Origin of the sequence: Exiguobacterium sp. s125, assembly GCF_018618605.1 — a bacterium.
GTDB lineage: Bacteria > Bacillota > Bacilli > Exiguobacteriales > Exiguobacteriaceae > Exiguobacterium_A > Exiguobacterium_A oxidotolerans.
Genome location: NZ_JACSMI010000001.1, coordinates 1119881 through 1138727, shown reverse-complemented (window position 1 = coordinate 1138727; position 18847 = coordinate 1119881). Strand labels below are relative to the sequence as shown.

Genomic DNA, 18847 nt, shown 5'->3' with positions numbered 1-18847 from the left:
CACTGTGATTGACGATACAGCAGAACCGCTCGTGGCGACAATCAATTCGCTCAAATTTATATATTCCTCTTTTGGAATATTCCTTTTTGGGTATATAGAAGATATAGAAGAGGTGACAGCCATGACAGAACCGATGTTACAGATCATCGTCGCCTTAGCAGACGCAAACCGTCTTGCGATCGTCGACTTGTTGAAACGGGGACCGTTGACGGTCGGAGAGATTGCGGAGCGATTGAGTTTAAATCAACCGCAAGTCTCGAAGCACTTGCGGACGCTACATGATGCTGAGATCGTTCAGGTAAAACCGCTCGGTAATCGGCGGATCTATCATTTGCGTCCGGAAACTTTTTTTAAGCTGACGGCGTGGAGCCAATCATTCGAACAACAAGTCGAGGAACGGATGTTACGCCTTGAATCGTATCTTTTAGAGCTGCAGGAAAAACCAACTGAAGGAGTGACGGATGATGACTGAAAAGTTGAAAACGACGCTTGACGGATCAACCTTAATCATGGAGTGGACGTTTGATGCACCGCGTGACCTGGTCTTTTCTGCTTTCACAGAAAAAGATCACCTCGAGGCATGGTGAGGACCAGCCGGCTGGGAGACGGAAATCAAACAGTTCGAGTTCGTCTCGAACGGCATTTGGCATTACTGCATGCGGTGTCTGGATCCGGCACAAGGAGACTTTTACGGGATGGAGTCATGGGGGAAAGCAATCTTCCGGAGTATCGACGCCCCGGTCCGTTATGCCCATGCCGACTATTTTTCAGACGAGGCAGGAACGATTTCTGAAACCTTGCCAGGAAGCGAAAATGAGACGACATTCGAAGCGCTTGACGGAAAGACGCGGGTCATCTTCCGGTCTGACTTCGGGTCAGCGGAAGCCGTCCGTCAAGTTCTTGAGATGGGAATGAAAGAAGGGTTCACGTCACAATTAGAACGGCTTGACCACTGGTTAGCTGTCAACGTAAACACATGATAAGTCGAAGAAGGACGATCCTCGAGCGGGATGGTCCTTTTTTTACGGTCGTCACGCTTCGAAATCATGAGCTTCATAATACCGGACGGCTTCCCGCCAACTCGAAAACCGTTCAATCAATAATGTTAATGAAGGCGCATGGTGTTCGCGCGCCCACCGTGCATACGTCTGACTCGTCAAACGATCACCTAATTCGTCCGCGGCTTGCCGTAATCCATTGAGACAGTCTTCGTTCGTAAAACAGCCGTTTGAGGACAAAGCAAACTGTTCCAACGCATTTTTCCACGTCCCGTAATGGCGGATGATCGTATTGCTGCTGACCATGCGACGCTCGGTCTCGCGTAAGTCGGAATAGCGTTTAATCGTCACGCGCGTTCCGTATGTTTCGACGTAATGAGCGATGCTTTGTTCCACCGTCCAGCGCTTTTTTGGTCCTGTTCCTGGTTTTGGTCGGTTCAATGTCGACAGTTCTGCCGGTGTCAGTTGTCCTTCCGTGATGACACCCGCTTCCTGCAATAAATTCGTCCAGGAGTCAAAACGCTGTTCGAGTTCTTCGAGTGGCGGATAGGGAAGATAGGCAGCGAGCTTTTGATAATGTGCTGCTCTCATCGGCTCTGGGTGAATATGATGGAGTCCTTGAATCAAGCGGATAATTTTTTGATAGTCCGTCAAATCGGGTTGAAGTGCGTGAGTGGTCTTTCGCATAGCGGAGTCTCCCTTAAAGTGGTGAAAAACTTAAATCTAGTGTAGCAGTTCGTCACGGGTTCGTTAACTAACAAAACCGTAAGATAAGGAAATAATTAATCAACGACTACGATAAGCCGATCATCCATATGATTTTGTTCTAGAAAAGAAAAAAGTGTGTTGAAAGCGTTTAATATCTGGAAAATGAACCGATACTAGGGAGGGAACGAATGACTGGGGGAATGGATGATGAAATGGTGGTCAGCGAACCGACAAGGAAACGACTTTGAGAAAGCACGTGCGTCGGTCGCAAGCGAAGTCGAGCTCGAACTCGGGACAGATTTGGTGAAACAACTCCGATTGATTGATTTAACGGTCGAGGATTTACAAAACGTCCGGGTCATCCGTGATGACGTTAAAGACTGGATGCCACAGATGGTCGATGCCTTTTATGCAGAACTCGTCCGTGTGCCGGAACTCAAGCAACTGATTGAACGGCACTCGACACTTGAGCGGTTAAAAGGGACGCTTGCGACGCACATTTTACAAATGTTTGAAGGTAAAGTGACGACAGATTATATTGCGGTACGGCAACGGATTGCCATGCGTCATGTTCAGATCGGCCTACATAATAAGTGGTACATCGCCGCTTTTCAGAATGTATTAAACGTCTTTAGCGGACACGTCGAACGAAGTACTTGGCCGGAGCTCGAAAAGATGAAAATGTTGCGTTCTGTCGGGAAGTTATTCAATCTCGAACAACAAATCGTTTTGACGATGTATGAAGCGACTGTCGACGAGGAACGTCAAGGTGTGCTGGAGACGAAACAACGTGTCGGTGCCGCCGTCCAAAAATCAACCGAGGAACTGGCGGCGATGAGTGAAGAATCGTCAGCGAGTTTCCAGGAGATGGAGCGGCATGCGAACAACGTTTCGATGACGACGGAGAAAATCTCAAGTCAGTTGGCAGAAGCCGTCAAAGAGGCGGAAGATGGTGTCAAGTTGGTCGAAGCAGAGACACAACGCTTCGAAGCCGTCGTCACGGACATGAAGGCGACGACGGAACAGGTCGCCCAGCTCGCCTTCTTGTCGCAAGAAATCGAGCGGATCGCCGCGATGGTAACAGCAATTTCCGATCAGACGAATTTATTGAGTCTGAATGCTTCCATCGAAGCGGCACGCGCCGGCGAGATGGGGCGCGGTTTTACCGTCGTTGCCCAGGAAATCCGCAAGTTAGCGGAAGAAAGCAAACGGTCAGCCGCGGAAGCGTCCGATATCGCGCAGGAAATCACGTCGAAAATGATGACGGTCTCGAGTCAGATGGCGGGAACGGAACAGTCAGTCACGCAGACGACGAATGAAATGGCGCGTGTCGTCTCGGCCTTCACGATGATTTCGAATCAGACGATCCATGTCTCAAAACAACTCGTCGACTTGTCGAGTGATACCCAGGATGTCGCCGGCACAATCGAAGGAATGCGGACCGTCGCAGAATCAATTTCCGAGACGGCGGATGACCTGCAGGAAGTCGCAACGACGTTATGACGGAAGTTGCGAACTAAAAGGCGTAGCTCCCGCTTCGGAACTACGCCTTACGTCTATGAAAGAGTAGCAATCAGGTGACTTCGGTATCGTGCCGGAGTCGCTTTTTTAGTGCGCTTGCATAGGTGTTTCACCACGATGCGGTGCTCAGCGAATCGTTTTTAAGGCCGTCGCCCACGGGATGACCTGGTCAAGCATTTGGTTCACGGAAGTTTCCTGGACGGATGCCGCCTTTAACACAGCTCCATTTTCAAAATCCGTGAACAACGATAAAGCGGGGTGGACCCGGACGTCGGCAACCATCAATTCACCTAAGATGCCGCGCAAATGTTCTGCCGCACGCGCACCGCCGACTGAGCCGTAGGAGACGATCCCTGCCGCTTTGTTATGCCACTCGACCCGGAGGTAATCAAGGGCATTTTTTAAGGAAGCGGAGATTGAGTGGTTGTACTCCTGGGTGATGAAGACAAACCCATCCTGCGCCGCAATTGCTTCAGACCAGGCGGCTGCTCCTGTTGCGTCGCCGTCCTTTTCACCAAGCAGCGGTAATTTGTACTCGGCGATGTCGATGATCGTATAGTTGGCGTCGCCGCGTTGGTCGGCCAGTTGTTTGACCCAGCTGCCTACCTGCGGACTTAAACGGCCTTCCCGTGTTGAGCCTAAGATGATGCCGATGTTTAATTTTGTCATGATCGTTTCCTCCTCTTGAAGTAGTGTTTCCTTCTTAAAGATATTCTTTTTCAATCGTCCGTGTGCTTCGGACGGTATCAATCGGACGGACCATTTGTTCAATCTGTAGCCGTTGGGATTCGAGGAATGGTGGCAAGGATAACTTTTCTCCGACCGTTTCGTACGGCTCATCGCCTAGGAAGCCGGGACCGTCTGTCGCCCATTCGAACAAGACACCGCGGGCGACCCGTGCATACAGGGATTCGAAGAAGAACCGGTCGACGTAGCCGGATGTGTTGAATTGTAACTGTTGCATCCGCTCGATCCATTCAGTTAAGGCAGCCGTGTCTTCGACGCGGAACGCGACGTGGTGGACGGTGCCGAACCCTTGACGTCCACTCGGCAGTAACAGGTTATGTTCGACGATGACCTGGGCGCCGTTTCCGCCTTGACCCATTTCAAACAAATGCAGGGAACCGGCTTGATCGATTTCCCGCATCAGCATCGCTTTTTCCAAGACGTCTTTTAACCGGTCGAATTCCGCGATCCGGATGTGAATCGGACCTAAACCGGTAATCGCGAATTCTAATGGAACGGGACCGTTTTGCCACGGGGTTCCGGAGGCGATGCCTTCGTTCAACTCGTCTGAAATCAGCATGTACTGCTGGTCGTCGAAATCGACGAACGAGAGCGTCTGTTTCCCGAACTGTTCCTTGATGCCGCGATGCTTGACGTCATATTTATCAAACCGTTTAATCCAGTAGTCAAGCGCTGCATCCGTCGGGACGCGAAAAGCAGTTTTAAAGATTTCATTTGTACCGTGTGTTCCTTTTGGGATGCCGGGGAAATCAAAGAATGTCATATCCGTCCCGGCTGACCCTTTGTCGTCGGCAAAAAATAGATGATAGGTCTGGATATCATCCTGGTTGACGGTCTTCTTGACGAGACGCATCCCTAAGACATTTGTGAAGAACGCATAGTTTTTCTCGGCACTGCTTGTAATCGCCGTGACGTGGTGGATTCCTTTTAATTCATTCATGAAAATCGCTCCTTTGATTATTATCTCGAATTCGAGATATCTATTAAAAAAATTAATGGTGTTGTGCCTGATAGCCGACTTTTTTAGCAGTGTTAATCAACGCTTCGATGTCAGACGGGTCAATTCCTTCGAACACCTGATTGATTGCTTTCTCATGTTCCGGAAAAATCGTGTCCATTAATTCTCGGCCTTCTGTGGTCAGTTCGGCAAATGTCACGCGCCGATCAGTCGGACACGCCTGCCGGACGACGTAATTCTTTTTTTCAAGCTTATTGATGACATAGGTGATGCTGCTGCTCGTAATCAAGACTTTTTTACCAATCAGTTGAATCGGTTGCCTTCCTTTATGGTACAGCAACTCGAGGACAGAAAAATCGGTCGGATTTAGTCCGAACTTCGCAACATCCTGTTTGATCACTTCATGAAGCACATCGACGGCCCGAACCATGACGGTCAACGCTTTTAAGTTCGGATTCGACTGTTCCATGTCGTTCACCTCAATTTGTCTTTAGTTCAAATATCTTTAATTCAAGATAAATATAACATCTACCGATTTCGTCGTCAATTGTTTTGATTCTCTGCATGCTGACGATATAAAAAGAGGCATCCTGTAGCGTACAGGGTGCCTTAAAACAATTTGAACTTGCTTTTCCGTGCCTGTCTTCTACCACGTCAGCTCGTTTAAGAAGGTAAGAATCTCTTCATTGATGTCGTTTCTGTCCTGACCTAACGTCATCAAGTGTTTTGATTGGGCAAACCCCTTAATTGATTTTTGATCTGACGCCACGCGGTTAAAAATCTCCTCGGCACTTTCTTTGTACAGGGGCGTGTCTAATTCTCCGTACAGGATGCGAATCGGCGAATCGATTTGCACTAAGTTGTCCCGTGTTTGGTTGACGAGCTGTTCAAAATCGACCAATGAATCAACGGTAAGATGTCGGAGCGCTTCCATTTCTGACTCGATTTGCTGCTCCTCTTTCCCTTCAATCTGTTTATAGCGTCGGGCATAATATAACAGCCGTTTTTGCAAGGAACCGGCTTTCTTGTACATCGGCACAGACAGTGTTACGACACCGTTGACCTGCAATTCCTGTCCCAGTTTTAACGCAAGGACACCGCCAAGCGAAAGACCGACGACGGCGATTTTTTCAAATCCTTTGTCCTGCAACAGTTGATAAGCGTCGCGCACATCCTGCCACCAGTCGGCTGGTCCATAGGTCAGAAGGTCTTCTGCCGGCAGACTATGACCACTAAGTACCGGGGTGTAACACGAATACTGATTTTGCTGCAAATAACGTCCGAGCGGTTTCATGTCGTTCGGATTACTCGTAAACGAGTGTAAGAGGAGAACGGCGCGTTCACCTCCTTCATAATAGACGGGTTTGAGCGGTGATAGTTTGATGACCATAAGATGCCTCACTTTCTAGGTGTCGATTTGATTTTACGTTAATCCAATCATGATTGCGCAGTACCGGCGAGTGGCGTCTAACAATAGAAAAACCCAAACAGTTCACTTTTTCAAGTGTATCCCATTTGGGCACTGCGCGGTTTTCATTATAACGAGAATTTGTTCGTTTGATCTTCCAAATGACGAGAAGTTGTGTTGAGGGTCGCGACAAGCGTATGCAGGCCCGTAATCGTCGCAATCATTTGTTCAGAAGCGGCTGCGACTTCCTCATTGCTTGCCGTATGTCCCTCTGCGACCGTCGCGATTTCGTGCAAGGCACTGCGGATGGTTTGTTCCGACCGGGTGACTTGTGTCATCTGATCGGTCATTTGTGCCATCGACGAGGCGACGCTTGTGACATGTTCAGCGAGGTGACGGAACGAAGCATCCGTCTCTTTAATATCCGTTTGTCCGGACACTGTTTCCTGCAGCGTCAAAGCAAAACTGCTTTCCATCTGCTGCGTGTTTTCCTGGACGCTTTGGACGATTGCCGCGATTTCGTTAACACTGCTTGCGACATGGTTCGACAGTTTTTTGACTTCGGACGCGACGACAGCAAAGCCTTTTCCTTGTTCTCCGGCACGTGCTGCCTCAATCGCGGCGTTCAGTGCAAGCAGATTCGTCTGCGCGGCGATGTCGCGAATGATTGTGACGAGCGCTTGGACTTCCGTCGATTGTCGTTTCAGGTGCTGGATTTGGTCTGTTGAAGCGTGAACTTGTTGATGGATCGTTTCCATCCGACTGACCGACCGTTCCATTTGGGAACGTCCGGCGTCTGTCATGTCACGCATCTCAGCTACCGTCATCTGGACCTGTTCACCTTCCGTCGAAGTCGCCCCGATTAATCGCGAGAATGCATCCATTTCATCCGTCAATGATAACGTGACGTGGGTCTGACTTTCGGTCCCGGTCGCGATTTCGGTCATCGTCTGTGCGATTTGTGTTGAACCGTCGAGGACTTCCGTTGTACTGTCGTCGATCGATTGACTCGTCTCATGGACGAGAAGTGACGTCTGCGAGATGTCGGTGATCATCGTCCGTAACATGTCGTTCATCTGTTTAATCGAGTGGGCGAGCGAATAAATCTCATCATGCGATTTGATTTCGAGCTGGGTCAGTTGTGTATCCGCCTGCCGAAGTTGCCCGGCCGCGATGTTTTCCGAGACGGCTTGGAGCGTCTCGAGCGGTTTCAGCTTCCGTCCGAGCATATAGTACAAGGCAGCTAAGGTGAGTGCAAGTAAAATCAGTAATAAACCGATGAAGAGCGGTAAGTTTTGTTTGAGTAAAGTTGTCGACAGCGCATCGACGTCTTTTGCAGCGATATCGACACCTAATATGCCGATGATTGTGTTCGAGGCATCTTTCAGCGGTACATAGACGCTGACGTATTGTCCGTATTTCGGATCATCAATCACGTCCGTCGTATGGGTCTCACCGTTCAAAACGTGTTTCATGTCCTGCGCGACGGCACCTGTCGCCGGGTCATTAATGGCTGCGGCTTCTGCTTTCGGTAGACCGTCAATCAACAAATTGACTTTATTTTGGTCAATCGTTGCCGTATAGGCATACAGTAAACCGTTTTGCTGACGTAACGTATCAAGTGATTCACGAAGCGTTTCATAATTCTCGGAAGCGGTCGGATTGCTCAAAAATTCAGCGTAGGCAGCCGTGTCGAATGTTTTTGCGATGCGAAGAGCGTCTTGTTCCGCTGTTTTTTTAAGCGTCGAAACCGCTGTTTGGTTCGTGTTGTAATAAAGGGCGGCACTACTAAAGAGGAAAAAAATGATGAGGATGGAGCTGATGATCAGTAACAAACGTGTACGAATGGAATGGGTTCTTGCTTCAGTCATAGATGGACCTCCTGGTGGATTTCTAGTTGGTGATATATATACTATCGGTCTGAAAATTATTTTTTCGATGTTTTAAAATAAAAGTTCAATTTTTTTGAATGGAGAAGTTGTGACGGTTTAAAATGCAGGACGGTCAGGTTTGACAAATCAAAAACAAAGGAATTATAAAAAAGTACGTGAATGCTAGACAATAAGGGAGTTGAGACTTATGACAAAAGCTTTATTTTTAAATTGTTCATTAAAATCGTCAGATGAATTATCGAATACGGAAGCCTTAATCAACGAAGTGATTGCTTATTATCAAGACTTTGACATCGAGTCGGAAATCGTTCGCGTCGTCGATTATAACGTCGCCTATGGCGTGACGACTGACGAGGGAGACGGGGACGAGTGGCCGGTAATTTTTGAAAAGGTAAAGGCTGCTGACATCGTCGTCATCGGGACACCACTTTGGCTCGGTGAGAAGAGCAGCATCGCGACGCAAGTCATTGAACGGTTGTATGGCGGCAGCGGGTTAACAAATGAGAAAGGGCAATACATGTATTACAACAAAGTCGGGGGAGTCATCGTCACGGGGAACGAGGACGGGGCGAAGCATGCATCGGCGTCGATTCTTTACGGATTATCACATATCGGCTTTACGATTCCGCCGAACGTCGATACGTACTGGGTTGGCGAAGCGGGACCGGGTCCGTCCTTCATTGAAGCAAATGGAAAAAACAACGCGTTCACGCAAGGGCATGCGAAAGTCATGGCCTACAACTTGATGCATTTCGCGAAGCTGCTGCAAGCTCACCCGATCCCGGCTGAAGGCAACGTCGTTGAATAATCTACTTTCATATTGAAAAACTAAACGATTAAAAGGAGCGGTTGATTGTGATCGAAAAAGTGACAGCAGTCTCAAAAGGGATGCACACGGAAGGTCAGGCAGGGATTCATACGATCCGGATTGATGAACCCGAAAGCATGGGTGGTGGAGATCAAGGCGCGAATCCTCTTGCGACGCTACTCGTCGCCCTCGTCGGTTGTGAAAATGCGGTCGCGAATTTCGTCGCAAAAGAGATTGAGTTTGATTTACAAGGAATCGACTTTGAAGTCGAAGGTTCGATTGACCCGCGCGGCATGATGGGTGACCCGTCTGTCCGGACACAATTCAAGCGGGTCACGGTCCATGCGAAGGTCACGACATCGGAAACGGAAGAACGGGTCCAGGAATTGCAAAAAATCGTCGATGCCCGTTGTCCGATTTCGACGACACTCGTCGCAGCGGACGTCACACTTGTCGCGAATTGGACGAAAGCGTAAAAAACACCTCCGAAATCTAGACCTGTACAAGGCTAAGATTCGGGGGTATTCTTATGACATCTAAGATAAGAGGGGGATAAACAATTGAACTTAACAGTCTTACCAGAAGAATTATCGGTCGTTCGCTATGCGGTTGAAGCCACACTACCAGAATGGATCTTTCAGAGTGGATCATTTTGGAACATCATGAAAACACGTGATGAGCTATCGGTCGTCTGCGAGACATCCAGTATTCCGACAGACGAGACATACTTAAAAATCGAGTCCGGATTTCGGGCAATCAAGGTCGAAGGTCCACTTGATTTTGCATTGACGGGTATTTTATCCAAGCTGATTCGTCCACTTGCAGCACATGAAATCAGTATCTTTGCTTTATCCACATATGATACGGACTATATTCTCGTAAAAGATGTCACGCTCGAGCGAACGGTTGAACTGTTCCGGGCAGATGGCCATCAGATTGTTTGAACTTGTGCTTAAACCTAAAAAACGGTCATTTCTCGAAAAAAGATTCGGGCAATGACCGTTTTTAGTTGGCGTAATTAGTAGGCCGTACTTAAAAAATTAAAATTGGTTGAGAAGCTCACTTGCACGATTGGCATCAATCGCGAAGTAGAGCTCTTTTTTGAGCACTTCCTCTTTTTTTAACTGATTCAGAATGAGGCTCGTTGTCTCTCTTGTGGAACCGATCATTTGTGCGATGTCAGTGTGGGTAAGTTTCAAATCGATTGATTGCCACTGTTTGTGTCGCGTGCCCGATTTTTCACTCAGCTTCAGCAACAAATAAACGATTCGGTATTTCACATCATTTAGCGCGAGGTGCTCACTGAAGGAGTAGACATCCTTTAGTCGATTTGACAAGACTTGAATCAATTTCATCGCAATTTTTGGATTACTTTCGATGAATGTTTCGAACTGATCAGTTGGCATGATACAAAGGCACGTATCTGTCATGGCTTCTGCATACATGTCGTCGTCCGTCAACGATAGTGTTGCCGTTTCTCCGAACGTGTTGCCACCAACTAAAACATCAACTGTGAATTGCTTGCCTTGTTTATTCATCCGATACAAACGAACTTGTCCTTCTTTTAGAAAAAATAGTGCGTCTTGCCGTTGATGCGGCGAGAGGATAACGTCGCCCCGTTTCAACTGGACCATTTCACTTGCGTCATTAATAAGTTGCAATTCGTTCGTCGGAAGTTCTTCAAACAAGCTGATTTGCGACAAAAGCTTAAGTTTATCCATGTTATTACTCCTTTTGGTCATCTCTTCATCAAGATGAGGATTGTCTTTTCACTATAACTGGTTTTCATAGATTTTCTAAACAGATAGTTTCGAATCAGTAGCAAACGTGAACAGGTAATCGCCGAAAGTGTAAGCTGGCTTACACGCGTAAGCATTCGTCTTGGAGAGAGAAAAGACTGCGTGGTACGGTATGCGTGTGGTAAAGAAACCAACAAAAAAGTGTATGAGGAGAGATTACAAATGGTTGAAAAAATTACAGCAGTATCAAAAGGTATGTATACAGAAGGCGTTTCACACGGTCATAAAGTCATCATCGATGAGCCGGCGAAAATGGGCGGAACAGATGAAGGTGCAAATCCACTTGCAACACTGCTTGTTGCTTTGACAGGTTGCGAAAATGCGATTGCTAACTTCGTCGCAAAAGAAATCAACTTCGATCTGCAAGGAATTGAATTTGAAGTGGAAGGCACGCTGGATCCACGTGGTATGATGGGGGATGCATCAGTTCGTCCCTATTTCGAACGCATCACAGTCAATGCAAAAGTCTTAACAAGCGAATCCGAAGAACGTGTACAAGAATTGCAACACATTGTGGATTCACGTTGCCCAGTCTACACGACTATGGTCGCTGCAAATGTTGAAATGGTGCCAAACTGGACAAAAGCGTAAACGAATAAATGAACTATTCTTAACTGCAGCATCAATATAATATGTAATCTGTCACACGCAACGCGTTCACTTCCGAGTCGTCGGGAAATGGATGCGTTGCGTTTTTTTTTAGAACATATCTTCAAGCGACTGGTAAGGTTCCGTTATTGACTTAATAGAGTCTAATGTCTGGTGTAAATGGCGTTGCAGGGCATCGGTAACAAGATCAACCTGACGGGATTCAATCGCTGTGATGATCTCGAGATGCTCCTTAAGGCTCTTGTTATTTCTTTTACTTTTATAATCAATGACATTGTACATCATTAAATAGACATCGATTTGATCAATGATCCGACTTAAAAATTCAATGACATACCGGTTCTGACTTTTTTCGGCGAGTAGCATATGAAATTTTTTGTTGATGCTCGTATATTCGGTTAAATCTTCATGAGTGTAGGCGTCCAGTTCTTTTTCGATGAGTTGCTTTAAATAGTCAAGATCCTTCTGTTCGACATTCGCGAGACCAAATTTTACGGCGACACCTTCTAATTCAATCCGGAGTTCAAACGCCTGAATGATGTCATTTACGGTCGGTTGAATCACATAAGCTCCGCGATTCGGTTTCAGGACGACGTATCCATCAAGTTCGAGTTTCTTAAAAGCGTTCCGGACGGGCGTCCTGCTTGTCTCAAGTTTCTCAGCGATGACGGATTCAGTAAGTTGCATACCGGGAGCAAATTCCCGATTGAGGATAGCTCGTTTAATTTTTTCAATAATAATCGTTTCGATGGGTTTTACAGTTTTCATGAAAACGTTCCTCCGTCCATTGAATTGTCTCTTATTTTATTTTAGCATTTTTCCCGGTCGATTCTTTCTGAAAAATCGAATGGTTTTTATAACTGAAAAAAGCAATAGACAAAACAGGTTTTATGTAGTAGAACTAAATTGTACTACAATTTAGTTCTACTACAAAGGAGAGCAAAAAAATGCAAAAAAAACATGTACTGCAATTACATGCCGGGCTTTTGATGGTGGCCTTTAATATTCACTTTATCCTAGTACCAAATTCGGTCGCGGCCGGCGGGATTTCAGGGCTTTCCGTTATCATCCACGAATTTCTGCCGAACTTGTCGTTAGGTGTGCTCATGATAGGATTGAACGTTTTTATTTTTTGTATCGGTTTTGCTTTCTTAGGGTTTACTTTCGGTTTTAAAACAGTCTATGCAAGTCTGGTATTATCTTTGTTTGTGTATATGCTCGATTTGTATGCACCAATCCGTCAACCGGTAGGAAATGATTTATTCATCCAGCTAGTATTTGGTTTTTCGATTAATGCATACGGGATGGCATTGATTTTTAGTCATAATGCTTCGACCGGCGGAACAGATATTTTAGCGATGATATTGAATAAATGGAGTGGTGTACGAATTGGAGTAGCTGTACTTTTATTTGATTTAAGCATTGCGCTTGTGTCCAGTATGCTATTTGGAATTGAGAAGGGAATGTATGCTGTATTTGGTGTATTTCTCAATGGGGTCCTGATCGATACTTTGCTACAAAAATTAAAGCAGCATAGTGAAGTTGTCATCATCAGTCATCAATTTGAACATATCCAGTCCTTTATTCTACAGGAATTAAAGGCACCGGCAACGGTTCATGTCGTTAATACGAATTCTTCGAAGGCGAAGCAACACGTAATCACGGTGCATTTGATGTCACCGGATGTCACGAAATTAAAGCGTTTTGTGTTGGCAACGGACTCCACTGCCTATTTAACGATTACGCAGACCAAGGAAATATACGGAAGTCATGAAGAGAAGGCATTCCAGCGTGCGTGAACGTTCATTAAAAGGAATTCGCTGAAACCGGTTAAAGGGTCTGTCCTTGAAGTGACTGTTGTTTTGACTCGAGCTTTTGTATACTGTTTAATTGGTAGACAATTAAACGGTTAAACGTTGCGGCAGGAGTGGGGTATATGTTGACTTTTAAGGAACGGATTCAAAAGTATGAATATCACCTGAACGATACAGACGATCAGATTATTTCATATATCAACGATCATTTTACGAACGTAACACGCATGTCGATTCAGGCGATTGCGGAAGAATCTTTTACAGTCCCGAATACAATCGTCCGGTTAGCTAAAAAATTAGGCTATGACGGTTTTTCGCACATGAAAAATGCAATCAAGCATGAACTTGAAGCAAATGAAGAAGATGTGCCGGGTGACGTATTAAAAAAGACGAAAGAACTCATCGATGAAGTACATGTCGAGCAAGTTCATCATTTACTCGAACAAGCCCGTCGCGTACTCGTATACGGTATTGGAGACTCTGTCACCTATTGCGAATACTTGGTGCAAGGGTATCGAGTCGTTAATAAAAAATGTGAGTTTTATCTTCACCGTCATACGACAATCACGGAACTAGAAGCGATGACACCGAAGGACTTACTTCTTTTGATATCCGTTTCTGGCGAGAGTGAAGCCGTCATTGAACTGGCAGGGCGGGCAAAAGAGAAAAACATTCCGATTGTCAGTATCACCCACTTTACGCATAACAGCCTCGTGAACTATGCCGATTACCGCCTCTATTTTTATTCGCCCCCTGAACGCTTATTACATCACAACATTACAAACCCGACTCCGATTTTTTACTTGTTGCGTCATCTGTTAGAACAGTATTGGAAAAATCACAAGTGATGTGTATTTATACACATGAAAACCCTTACAAAAGAAAAGGATGTGAAAGAAGAAGAAGAATCAAGCTTCTTCTTTTTTTGTTGATACACTACAGGTAATTCATTAAAAGTAAAAATGAAAGGGGTTACAAACATGTTGTTGCAAGCGAATACATCAACCTCACTTTTACATGTTCAACAGGCATTTGATTCAAAAGATCAAGCGATTCGCTTTTTAATTCACGAACTCGCCGAAGCCGGTAAAATTTCATCGGAAGAAGCATTTTATGAAGCAGTCATCGCTCGGGAGGGACTGTCACCGACAGGATTTGAAGGGGGGCTTGCGATTCCCCATGGTAAGTCAGATAGTGTCAGAGAAGCATCATTTGCGATTGCGACGTTGACAAAACCGATAACGGACTGGGAAAGCATTGATCCGGCAAACAAGGTGGAGCTGGTCATCCTGCTGGCGATTCCTTCAGCGGAAGCGGGATCAACCCATTTGACACTATTGGCTGAATTTGTAACCCGTCTTTCAAACGAAGACTACAAAAACCGCCTCCTTCAATCGCGTTCAGCAGAAGACTTACTGGCAGCCTTAGACGCCTCTGTCGATGAAAAGTTGGACTCAACAGCAGAAGTTCCTTCGTCTGGAAAGTTAGTACTGGCAGTTACAGCATGTCCGGCAGGGATTGCGCATACGTACATGGCAGCCGAAGCATTGATTAAGGCCGGTCGCGAACTTGGCATCGAAGTGAAGGTTGAAAAACAAGGCGCAAACGGAATCGAAGACCGACATGCAGCCAAAGATTTACAGCAGGCAGATGCCGTCATCTTTGCAGTTGACGTCGCGGTAAAGGACGAAGCACGTTTTAAAGGCATTCCGTCTATAAAAACATCAGTCGCTGCCCCGCTTCGTAATGCAAAGGATCTCCTGGAAAAAGCTTTGACGAAAAGTGAAAATGTGAAGTCTGATGCTGACCGGATGGCGGATGAAGCGGATGAGGAGCCGACGAATTGGAAAAGCGAAGTGAAAGCGTCATTGCTGACAGGTATCTCGCATATTATTCCGGTTATCGTTGCCGGAGGGATGACGCTTGCCGTCGCCGTCTTCATCTCCCAACTGTTTGATTTACAGGCGCTCTATGCGGAAGAAGGTTCGTGGTTATGGTTACTGCGTCAATTAGGGGGATCCCTGCTCGGTCAGTTAATGATTCCGATTTTAGCTGCATACATGGCGTATTCGATTGCTGATAAACCTGCTCTAGGACCTGGATTTGCTGCCGGAGTCGCAGCCAACTTAATCGGTAGTGGCTTCTTAGGTGGAATGCTCGGAGGCTTACTTGCCGGATATTTCCTCAAATTCTTAAAGCAAAAAGTTAAACCGAAGGGTACATTTGCCGGGTTTATCAGTTTTTGGTTTTATCCGGTCGTCGGAACACTTGTCGTCGGGTCAATCATGTTATTTGTCGTCGGTCGTCCGTTAGCGTATTTAAATACAGGACTGATTTCTTGGCTGGATGGATTAGAGGGGGCTAATGCTTTATTACTCGGGGCAATCATTGGTGCGATGGTTTCGTTTGATCTCGGTGGACCAATCAATAAAGCGGCGTATACATTTTGTATCGGAGCGATGGCGAGCGGAAATTTAATCCCGTATGCCACATTTGCTTCAGTCAAGATGGTATCAGCGTTTGCCGTAACCGGTGCAACCCGCCTAGGCAAAGAGGCGTTCACTAAAGAAGAACGGGAAATTGGAAAACAAACCTGGTTACTCGGTTTAGCAGGGATTACGGAAGGGGCGATTCCTTTCATGATTAATGATCCCCTCCGTGTCATTCCCTCATTAGTCGCAGGATCCGCCGTGACGGGAGCGATTGTGGCCTATTTCGGAATCGGTCTGAACGTACCGGGAGCAGGTATCTTTTCGTTGGCATTACTTCAGGGACAACCCCTCGTACTTGCGGCATCAGTATGGCTTGGTGCGGCATTGGTAGGAGCGTTCATTTCGATGGTCCTTCTCCTTCTCACTCGAAAACATAAAAATAAAAAGCATCAGGATGCACTGAAAAATGTTGCTTAAAGGGAGCTGGAAACAATGAAAAATGTTCATGTCGTACCACATATGCACTGGGATCGGGAATGGTACTTCTCGACCGAAGAATCACGCATCTTATTAGTCAATAATTTAGAAGAAATCATGGAAAGGCTTGAAACGGATGAAAATTATCCATATTACGTTTTAGATGGACAAACATCAATCCTCGAAGATTATCTTGCGGTAAAGCCGGAGAACCGGTCACGGATAAAACAGCTAGTTCAATCAGGAAAATTGATTATTGGACCTTGGTATACCCAAACAGACGAAATGATTGTAGGCGGGGAGTCGATTGTCAGAAACTTATTGTACGGCATTAAAGATTCAGGTGAATTTGGTCCCCATATGAAGATTGGTTATTTACCGGATTCGTTCGGGCAGTCGGCACAAATGCCGATGATTTTGAACGGATTCGATATCGAACGCTCGATTTTCTGGCGAGGAACGTCGGAACGGCATGGAACGAACAAAACTGAATTCAACTGGAATTCAGCGGACGGTTCCAATGTACTCGTCCAGCTGATGCCGCTCGGCTATGCAATCGGTAAATATTTACCGACTGAAGAAACGGCACTAAGAAAGCGAATGGATAAATATTTGCCTGTCCTCGATAAGGGTGCGACCGGAGATCATCTGCTGTTACCGAATGGTCATGATCAAATGCCGCTCCAGCAAAACATTACGGAAGTCATCGAACAACTACATCGTCTGTATCCGGAACGCGAGTTTTTCTTGAGTCGATACGAAGATTTATTTGATCAACTGGAGCAACAACTTAATCTGCCGACCATTTCAGGAGAGTTTTTAGATGGGAAATATATGCGTGTTCACCGTAGCATCTATTCGACACGGATGGACATCAAAGCGATGAATACTCAAATCGAAAACAAGCTGACGAATACATTAGAACCGTTAATGAGCCTTGCCTATTCACTTGGGATTGAATACCATCACGGGCTAGTCGAATTGATTTGGAAAGAAATCATGAAAAATCATGCCCATGATAGCATCGGATGTTGTTGCTCCGATAAAGTCCATCAAGAAATTTACAACCGTTTTTTCATTGCAAACGAAAAAACCGATCAATTGATTTCATTCTATAAAAGAAAGATTGTCGATTCGATTGCGACGGAGCGAACGGAAGACCGGTTAACCTTCTTTAATTTGAATGCGAGTCAGGAAACGACCACAACGACGACGGAAATCATCAGTAAATTTGAAAATATCCGTCTGGAAACGGAAGCAGGGCAGCCTGTTCCTTATCAGTTGATGAAAAAAGCAGTCATCGACCCAGGGCTGATTGACCGCCAAATCGTCCACTATGGAAACTATGATCCGTTTTATCGTTACACAATTGAACTTGATATCACACTTCCGGCCTTGAGTTATGAAACACTTTTCGTTGTTGAAGAGAGTGCGACTCCGGACGCGTTGCCGCAGGCGGAAACAGGTATAACGGAATGTGACACAGCGCTGTATCACGTAGTAATTCAGTCGAACGGTACACTTGATGTGACAGATAAACAGTCGAATCGGACGTACCGCAATCTCTTCCTGCTTGAGGACAGTGGGGACGATGGAGATGAATATGATTATTCGCCCCTGCTTCATGATGTGAGTATTACGACAGAAACGGATCGCCCGACAATCGAAGTCACACAAACAAATTATCGGGTAATGATCCGAATCGATCACCGCTTCGCTGTACCGGCAGATTTAGAAGAGCGGAAGCAAGGCAAACGGACGAAAGAGATGACGGTCGCGCTTGAAATCGTCTTAAAGCATGACGATCCTGTTATTGCCTTTAATGTGACGATTACGAACAACGCGAAGGACCACCGTTTACGTTTGTTGATTCCGGCAGAAGTAAACACCCGGCAAACATTTTCAGATAATCAGTTTGGTGTAATACACCGCCCCTTCGTCGATGATGCGCTCCGTGTGTGGGAAGAGGAACAATGGAATGAACGACCAGACGGTATCTTCCCGATGTTATCGTATGTTGGGCTAAAGGATGATGAGACAGAGAACGGACTCGGTTTAATCACGAACAGCTCACGGGAATATGAGGTCATTGCAGGAGCTCGACCAACGCTTGCAGTTACGCTGTTCCGTAGCGTAGGTGTACTCGGAAAAGAAGAGCTCGTCCGCCGCCCGGGTCGTCCGTCAGGAATCAAATTAGCGACACCGGATTCGCAGATGATCGGAACATACAGCTTTGATTTCGGTCTCGTTTCACTCCGCAAAGAAGAAGAACTGGCCGTTTGCGCTAAGCGTCACTTATCACCGACTGTTGCTTACAATAAAATCCCGCACGATGCGATGCGTTTAAATCCGACCGGACTCCATTTGCCGGTATCGTATTCGTTATTCGAACTCGAATCGACGGGGATTATCATGAGTACGTTGAAAAAAGCAGAGCAAGGGGAAGGACTCATTCTTCGTGTCTTCAATCCGACGACGACCAGCCGATCTGTTCGATTTAAATCAAACCAAACGGGAACGTTCCATGAAGTCAATTTAAACGAAGCACATCCAGTTGAAATCACGTCAGCGGTACAAGACAAATCTTATGAGGTCGCACCGAACCAAGTAAAAACAATTCTTATTAAAAGATAATTAATCGTCAGACCATGGTCTGATTTGAAGGTCTGTAAAACG

20 protein-coding genes are annotated in these 18847 nt (G+C 46.1%); 12 read left to right on the top strand and 8 right to left on the bottom strand.

The annotated features are described in order from the left end of the window. Positions 1 to 121: 121 nt before the first annotated feature. The 3 genes from KNQ05_RS05650 to KNQ05_RS15655 are packed head-to-tail and all read left to right on the top strand — an operon-like array spanning position 122 to position 980. Positions 122 to 472, top strand: a complete 351-nt coding sequence (locus KNQ05_RS05650) for an ArsR/SmtB family transcription factor (protein WP_088837065.1) — start codon at positions 122 to 124, stop codon at positions 470 to 472. Beyond that, positions 465 to 587 (top strand): SRPBCC family protein, encoded by a 123-nt coding sequence (locus KNQ05_RS15750; RefSeq protein WP_256445131.1) that lies wholly within the window; start codon positions 465 to 467, stop codon positions 585 to 587. Before KNQ05_RS05650 ends, KNQ05_RS15750 begins: the two co-directional genes overlap by 8 nt. 24 nt (positions 588 to 611) lie before the next feature. Beyond that, positions 612 to 980, top strand: coding sequence for an SRPBCC family protein (locus KNQ05_RS15655; protein ID WP_353048689.1), 369 nt, complete (start codon positions 612 to 614; stop codon positions 978 to 980). A 51-nt stretch (positions 981 to 1031) separates the two neighbouring features. Here KNQ05_RS15655 and KNQ05_RS05640 read toward each other — a convergent pair whose 3' ends face one another. Next, positions 1032 to 1685 carry a homing endonuclease associated repeat-containing protein gene (locus tag KNQ05_RS05640; protein WP_088837067.1) on the bottom strand — a complete coding sequence of 218 codons (654 nt, stop codon included), beginning with the start codon at positions 1683 to 1685 and terminating at the stop codon, positions 1032 to 1034. A gap of 228 nt (positions 1686 to 1913) precedes the next feature. Here KNQ05_RS05640 and KNQ05_RS05635 point away from each other — a divergent pair, with 228 nt between their 5' ends. Continuing rightward, complete coding sequence (locus tag KNQ05_RS05635) at positions 1914 to 3209, top strand: globin-coupled sensor protein (RefSeq protein ID WP_214804649.1); 1296 nt, start codon at positions 1914 to 1916, stop codon at positions 3207 to 3209. 144 nt (positions 3210 to 3353) lie between these two features. Here KNQ05_RS05635 and KNQ05_RS05630 read toward each other — a convergent pair whose 3' ends face one another. The 5 genes from KNQ05_RS05630 to KNQ05_RS05610 form a co-directional block, all read right to left on the bottom strand. Then, positions 3354 to 3896, bottom strand: coding sequence for an NADPH-dependent FMN reductase (locus KNQ05_RS05630; RefSeq protein WP_088837069.1), 543 nt, complete (start codon positions 3894 to 3896; stop codon positions 3354 to 3356). 34 nt (positions 3897 to 3930) lie between these two features. Further along, entirely contained in the window at positions 3931 to 4914 is a 984-nt protein-coding gene (locus KNQ05_RS05625) for a ring-cleaving dioxygenase (RefSeq protein ID WP_088837070.1), read from the bottom strand. 52 nt (positions 4915 to 4966) lie between these two features. After that, on the bottom strand, positions 4967 to 5401 hold the full coding sequence (locus KNQ05_RS05620; RefSeq protein ID WP_214804647.1) for a MarR family winged helix-turn-helix transcriptional regulator: 435 nt from the start codon (positions 5399 to 5401) through the stop codon (positions 4967 to 4969). A 177-nt stretch (positions 5402 to 5578) separates the two neighbouring features. Then, the gene (locus KNQ05_RS05615; protein ID WP_251132439.1) at positions 5579 to 6322 is read right to left on the bottom strand and encodes an alpha/beta hydrolase; all 744 of its coding nucleotides are present in this window, start codon (positions 6320 to 6322) and stop codon (positions 5579 to 5581) included. A gap of 146 nt (positions 6323 to 6468) precedes the next feature. After that, complete coding sequence (locus KNQ05_RS05610; RefSeq protein ID WP_214804645.1) at positions 6469 to 8211, bottom strand: methyl-accepting chemotaxis protein; 1743 nt, start codon at positions 8209 to 8211, stop codon at positions 6469 to 6471. A 208-nt stretch (positions 8212 to 8419) separates the two neighbouring features. Between KNQ05_RS05610 and KNQ05_RS05605 the strand changes: the two genes are divergently transcribed. From KNQ05_RS05605 to KNQ05_RS05595, 3 genes are all read left to right on the top strand, one after another. Further along, on the top strand, positions 8420 to 9040 hold the full coding sequence (locus KNQ05_RS05605; protein ID WP_088837073.1) for a flavodoxin family protein: 621 nt from the start codon (positions 8420 to 8422) through the stop codon (positions 9038 to 9040). A gap of 80 nt (positions 9041 to 9120) precedes the next feature. After that, a complete protein-coding gene (locus KNQ05_RS05600; RefSeq protein ID WP_088838483.1) occupies positions 9121 to 9516 on the top strand; it encodes an OsmC family protein in 396 nt (131 codons plus the stop codon). An 84-nt stretch (positions 9517 to 9600) separates the two neighbouring features. Next, the gene (locus KNQ05_RS05595; RefSeq protein WP_157898478.1) at positions 9601 to 9984 is read left to right on the top strand and encodes an ACT domain-containing protein; all 384 of its coding nucleotides are present in this window, start codon (positions 9601 to 9603) and stop codon (positions 9982 to 9984) included. Between the two features lie 96 nt (positions 9985 to 10080). On the opposite strand, the gene KNQ05_RS05590 is transcribed toward KNQ05_RS05595, so the two are convergent. Beyond that, positions 10081 to 10761: a Crp/Fnr family transcriptional regulator gene (locus KNQ05_RS05590; protein WP_214766004.1), complete on the bottom strand. Its 681-nt coding sequence runs from the start codon at positions 10759 to 10761 to the stop codon at positions 10081 to 10083. A gap of 240 nt (positions 10762 to 11001) precedes the next feature. On the opposite strand from KNQ05_RS05590, the gene KNQ05_RS05585 reads away from it, so the two are divergent. Continuing rightward, the gene (locus tag KNQ05_RS05585) at positions 11002 to 11430 is read left to right on the top strand and encodes an OsmC family protein (RefSeq protein ID WP_088837075.1); all 429 of its coding nucleotides are present in this window, start codon (positions 11002 to 11004) and stop codon (positions 11428 to 11430) included. Positions 11431 to 11538: 108 nt separating this feature from the next. Here KNQ05_RS05585 and KNQ05_RS05580 read toward each other — a convergent pair whose 3' ends face one another. Next, on the bottom strand, positions 11539 to 12216 hold the full coding sequence (locus KNQ05_RS05580) for a GntR family transcriptional regulator (RefSeq protein WP_214766005.1): 678 nt from the start codon (positions 12214 to 12216) through the stop codon (positions 11539 to 11541). 179 nt (positions 12217 to 12395) lie between these two features. On the opposite strand from KNQ05_RS05580, the gene KNQ05_RS05575 reads away from it, so the two are divergent. The 4 genes from KNQ05_RS05575 to mngB all read left to right on the top strand — a co-directional run bounded on the left by KNQ05_RS05575 (position 12396) and on the right by mngB (position 18805). Next, positions 12396 to 13247 (top strand): YitT family protein, encoded by an 852-nt coding sequence (locus KNQ05_RS05575; RefSeq protein WP_214804643.1) that lies wholly within the window; start codon positions 12396 to 12398, stop codon positions 13245 to 13247. 137 nt (positions 13248 to 13384) lie between these two features. Next, complete coding sequence (locus KNQ05_RS05570; RefSeq protein ID WP_088837078.1) at positions 13385 to 14110, top strand: MurR/RpiR family transcriptional regulator; 726 nt, start codon at positions 13385 to 13387, stop codon at positions 14108 to 14110. Between the two features lie 132 nt (positions 14111 to 14242). Continuing rightward, a complete protein-coding gene (gene mngA / locus KNQ05_RS05565; RefSeq protein WP_214804641.1) occupies positions 14243 to 16171 on the top strand; it encodes a PTS 2-O-a-mannosyl-D-glycerate transporter subunit IIABC in 1929 nt (642 codons plus the stop codon). Positions 16172 to 16186: 15 nt separating this feature from the next. Continuing rightward, the gene (mngB, locus tag KNQ05_RS05560) at positions 16187 to 18805 is read left to right on the top strand and encodes a mannosylglycerate hydrolase (RefSeq protein ID WP_214766011.1); all 2619 of its coding nucleotides are present in this window, start codon (positions 16187 to 16189) and stop codon (positions 18803 to 18805) included. Positions 18806 to 18847: the final 42 nt, after the last annotated feature.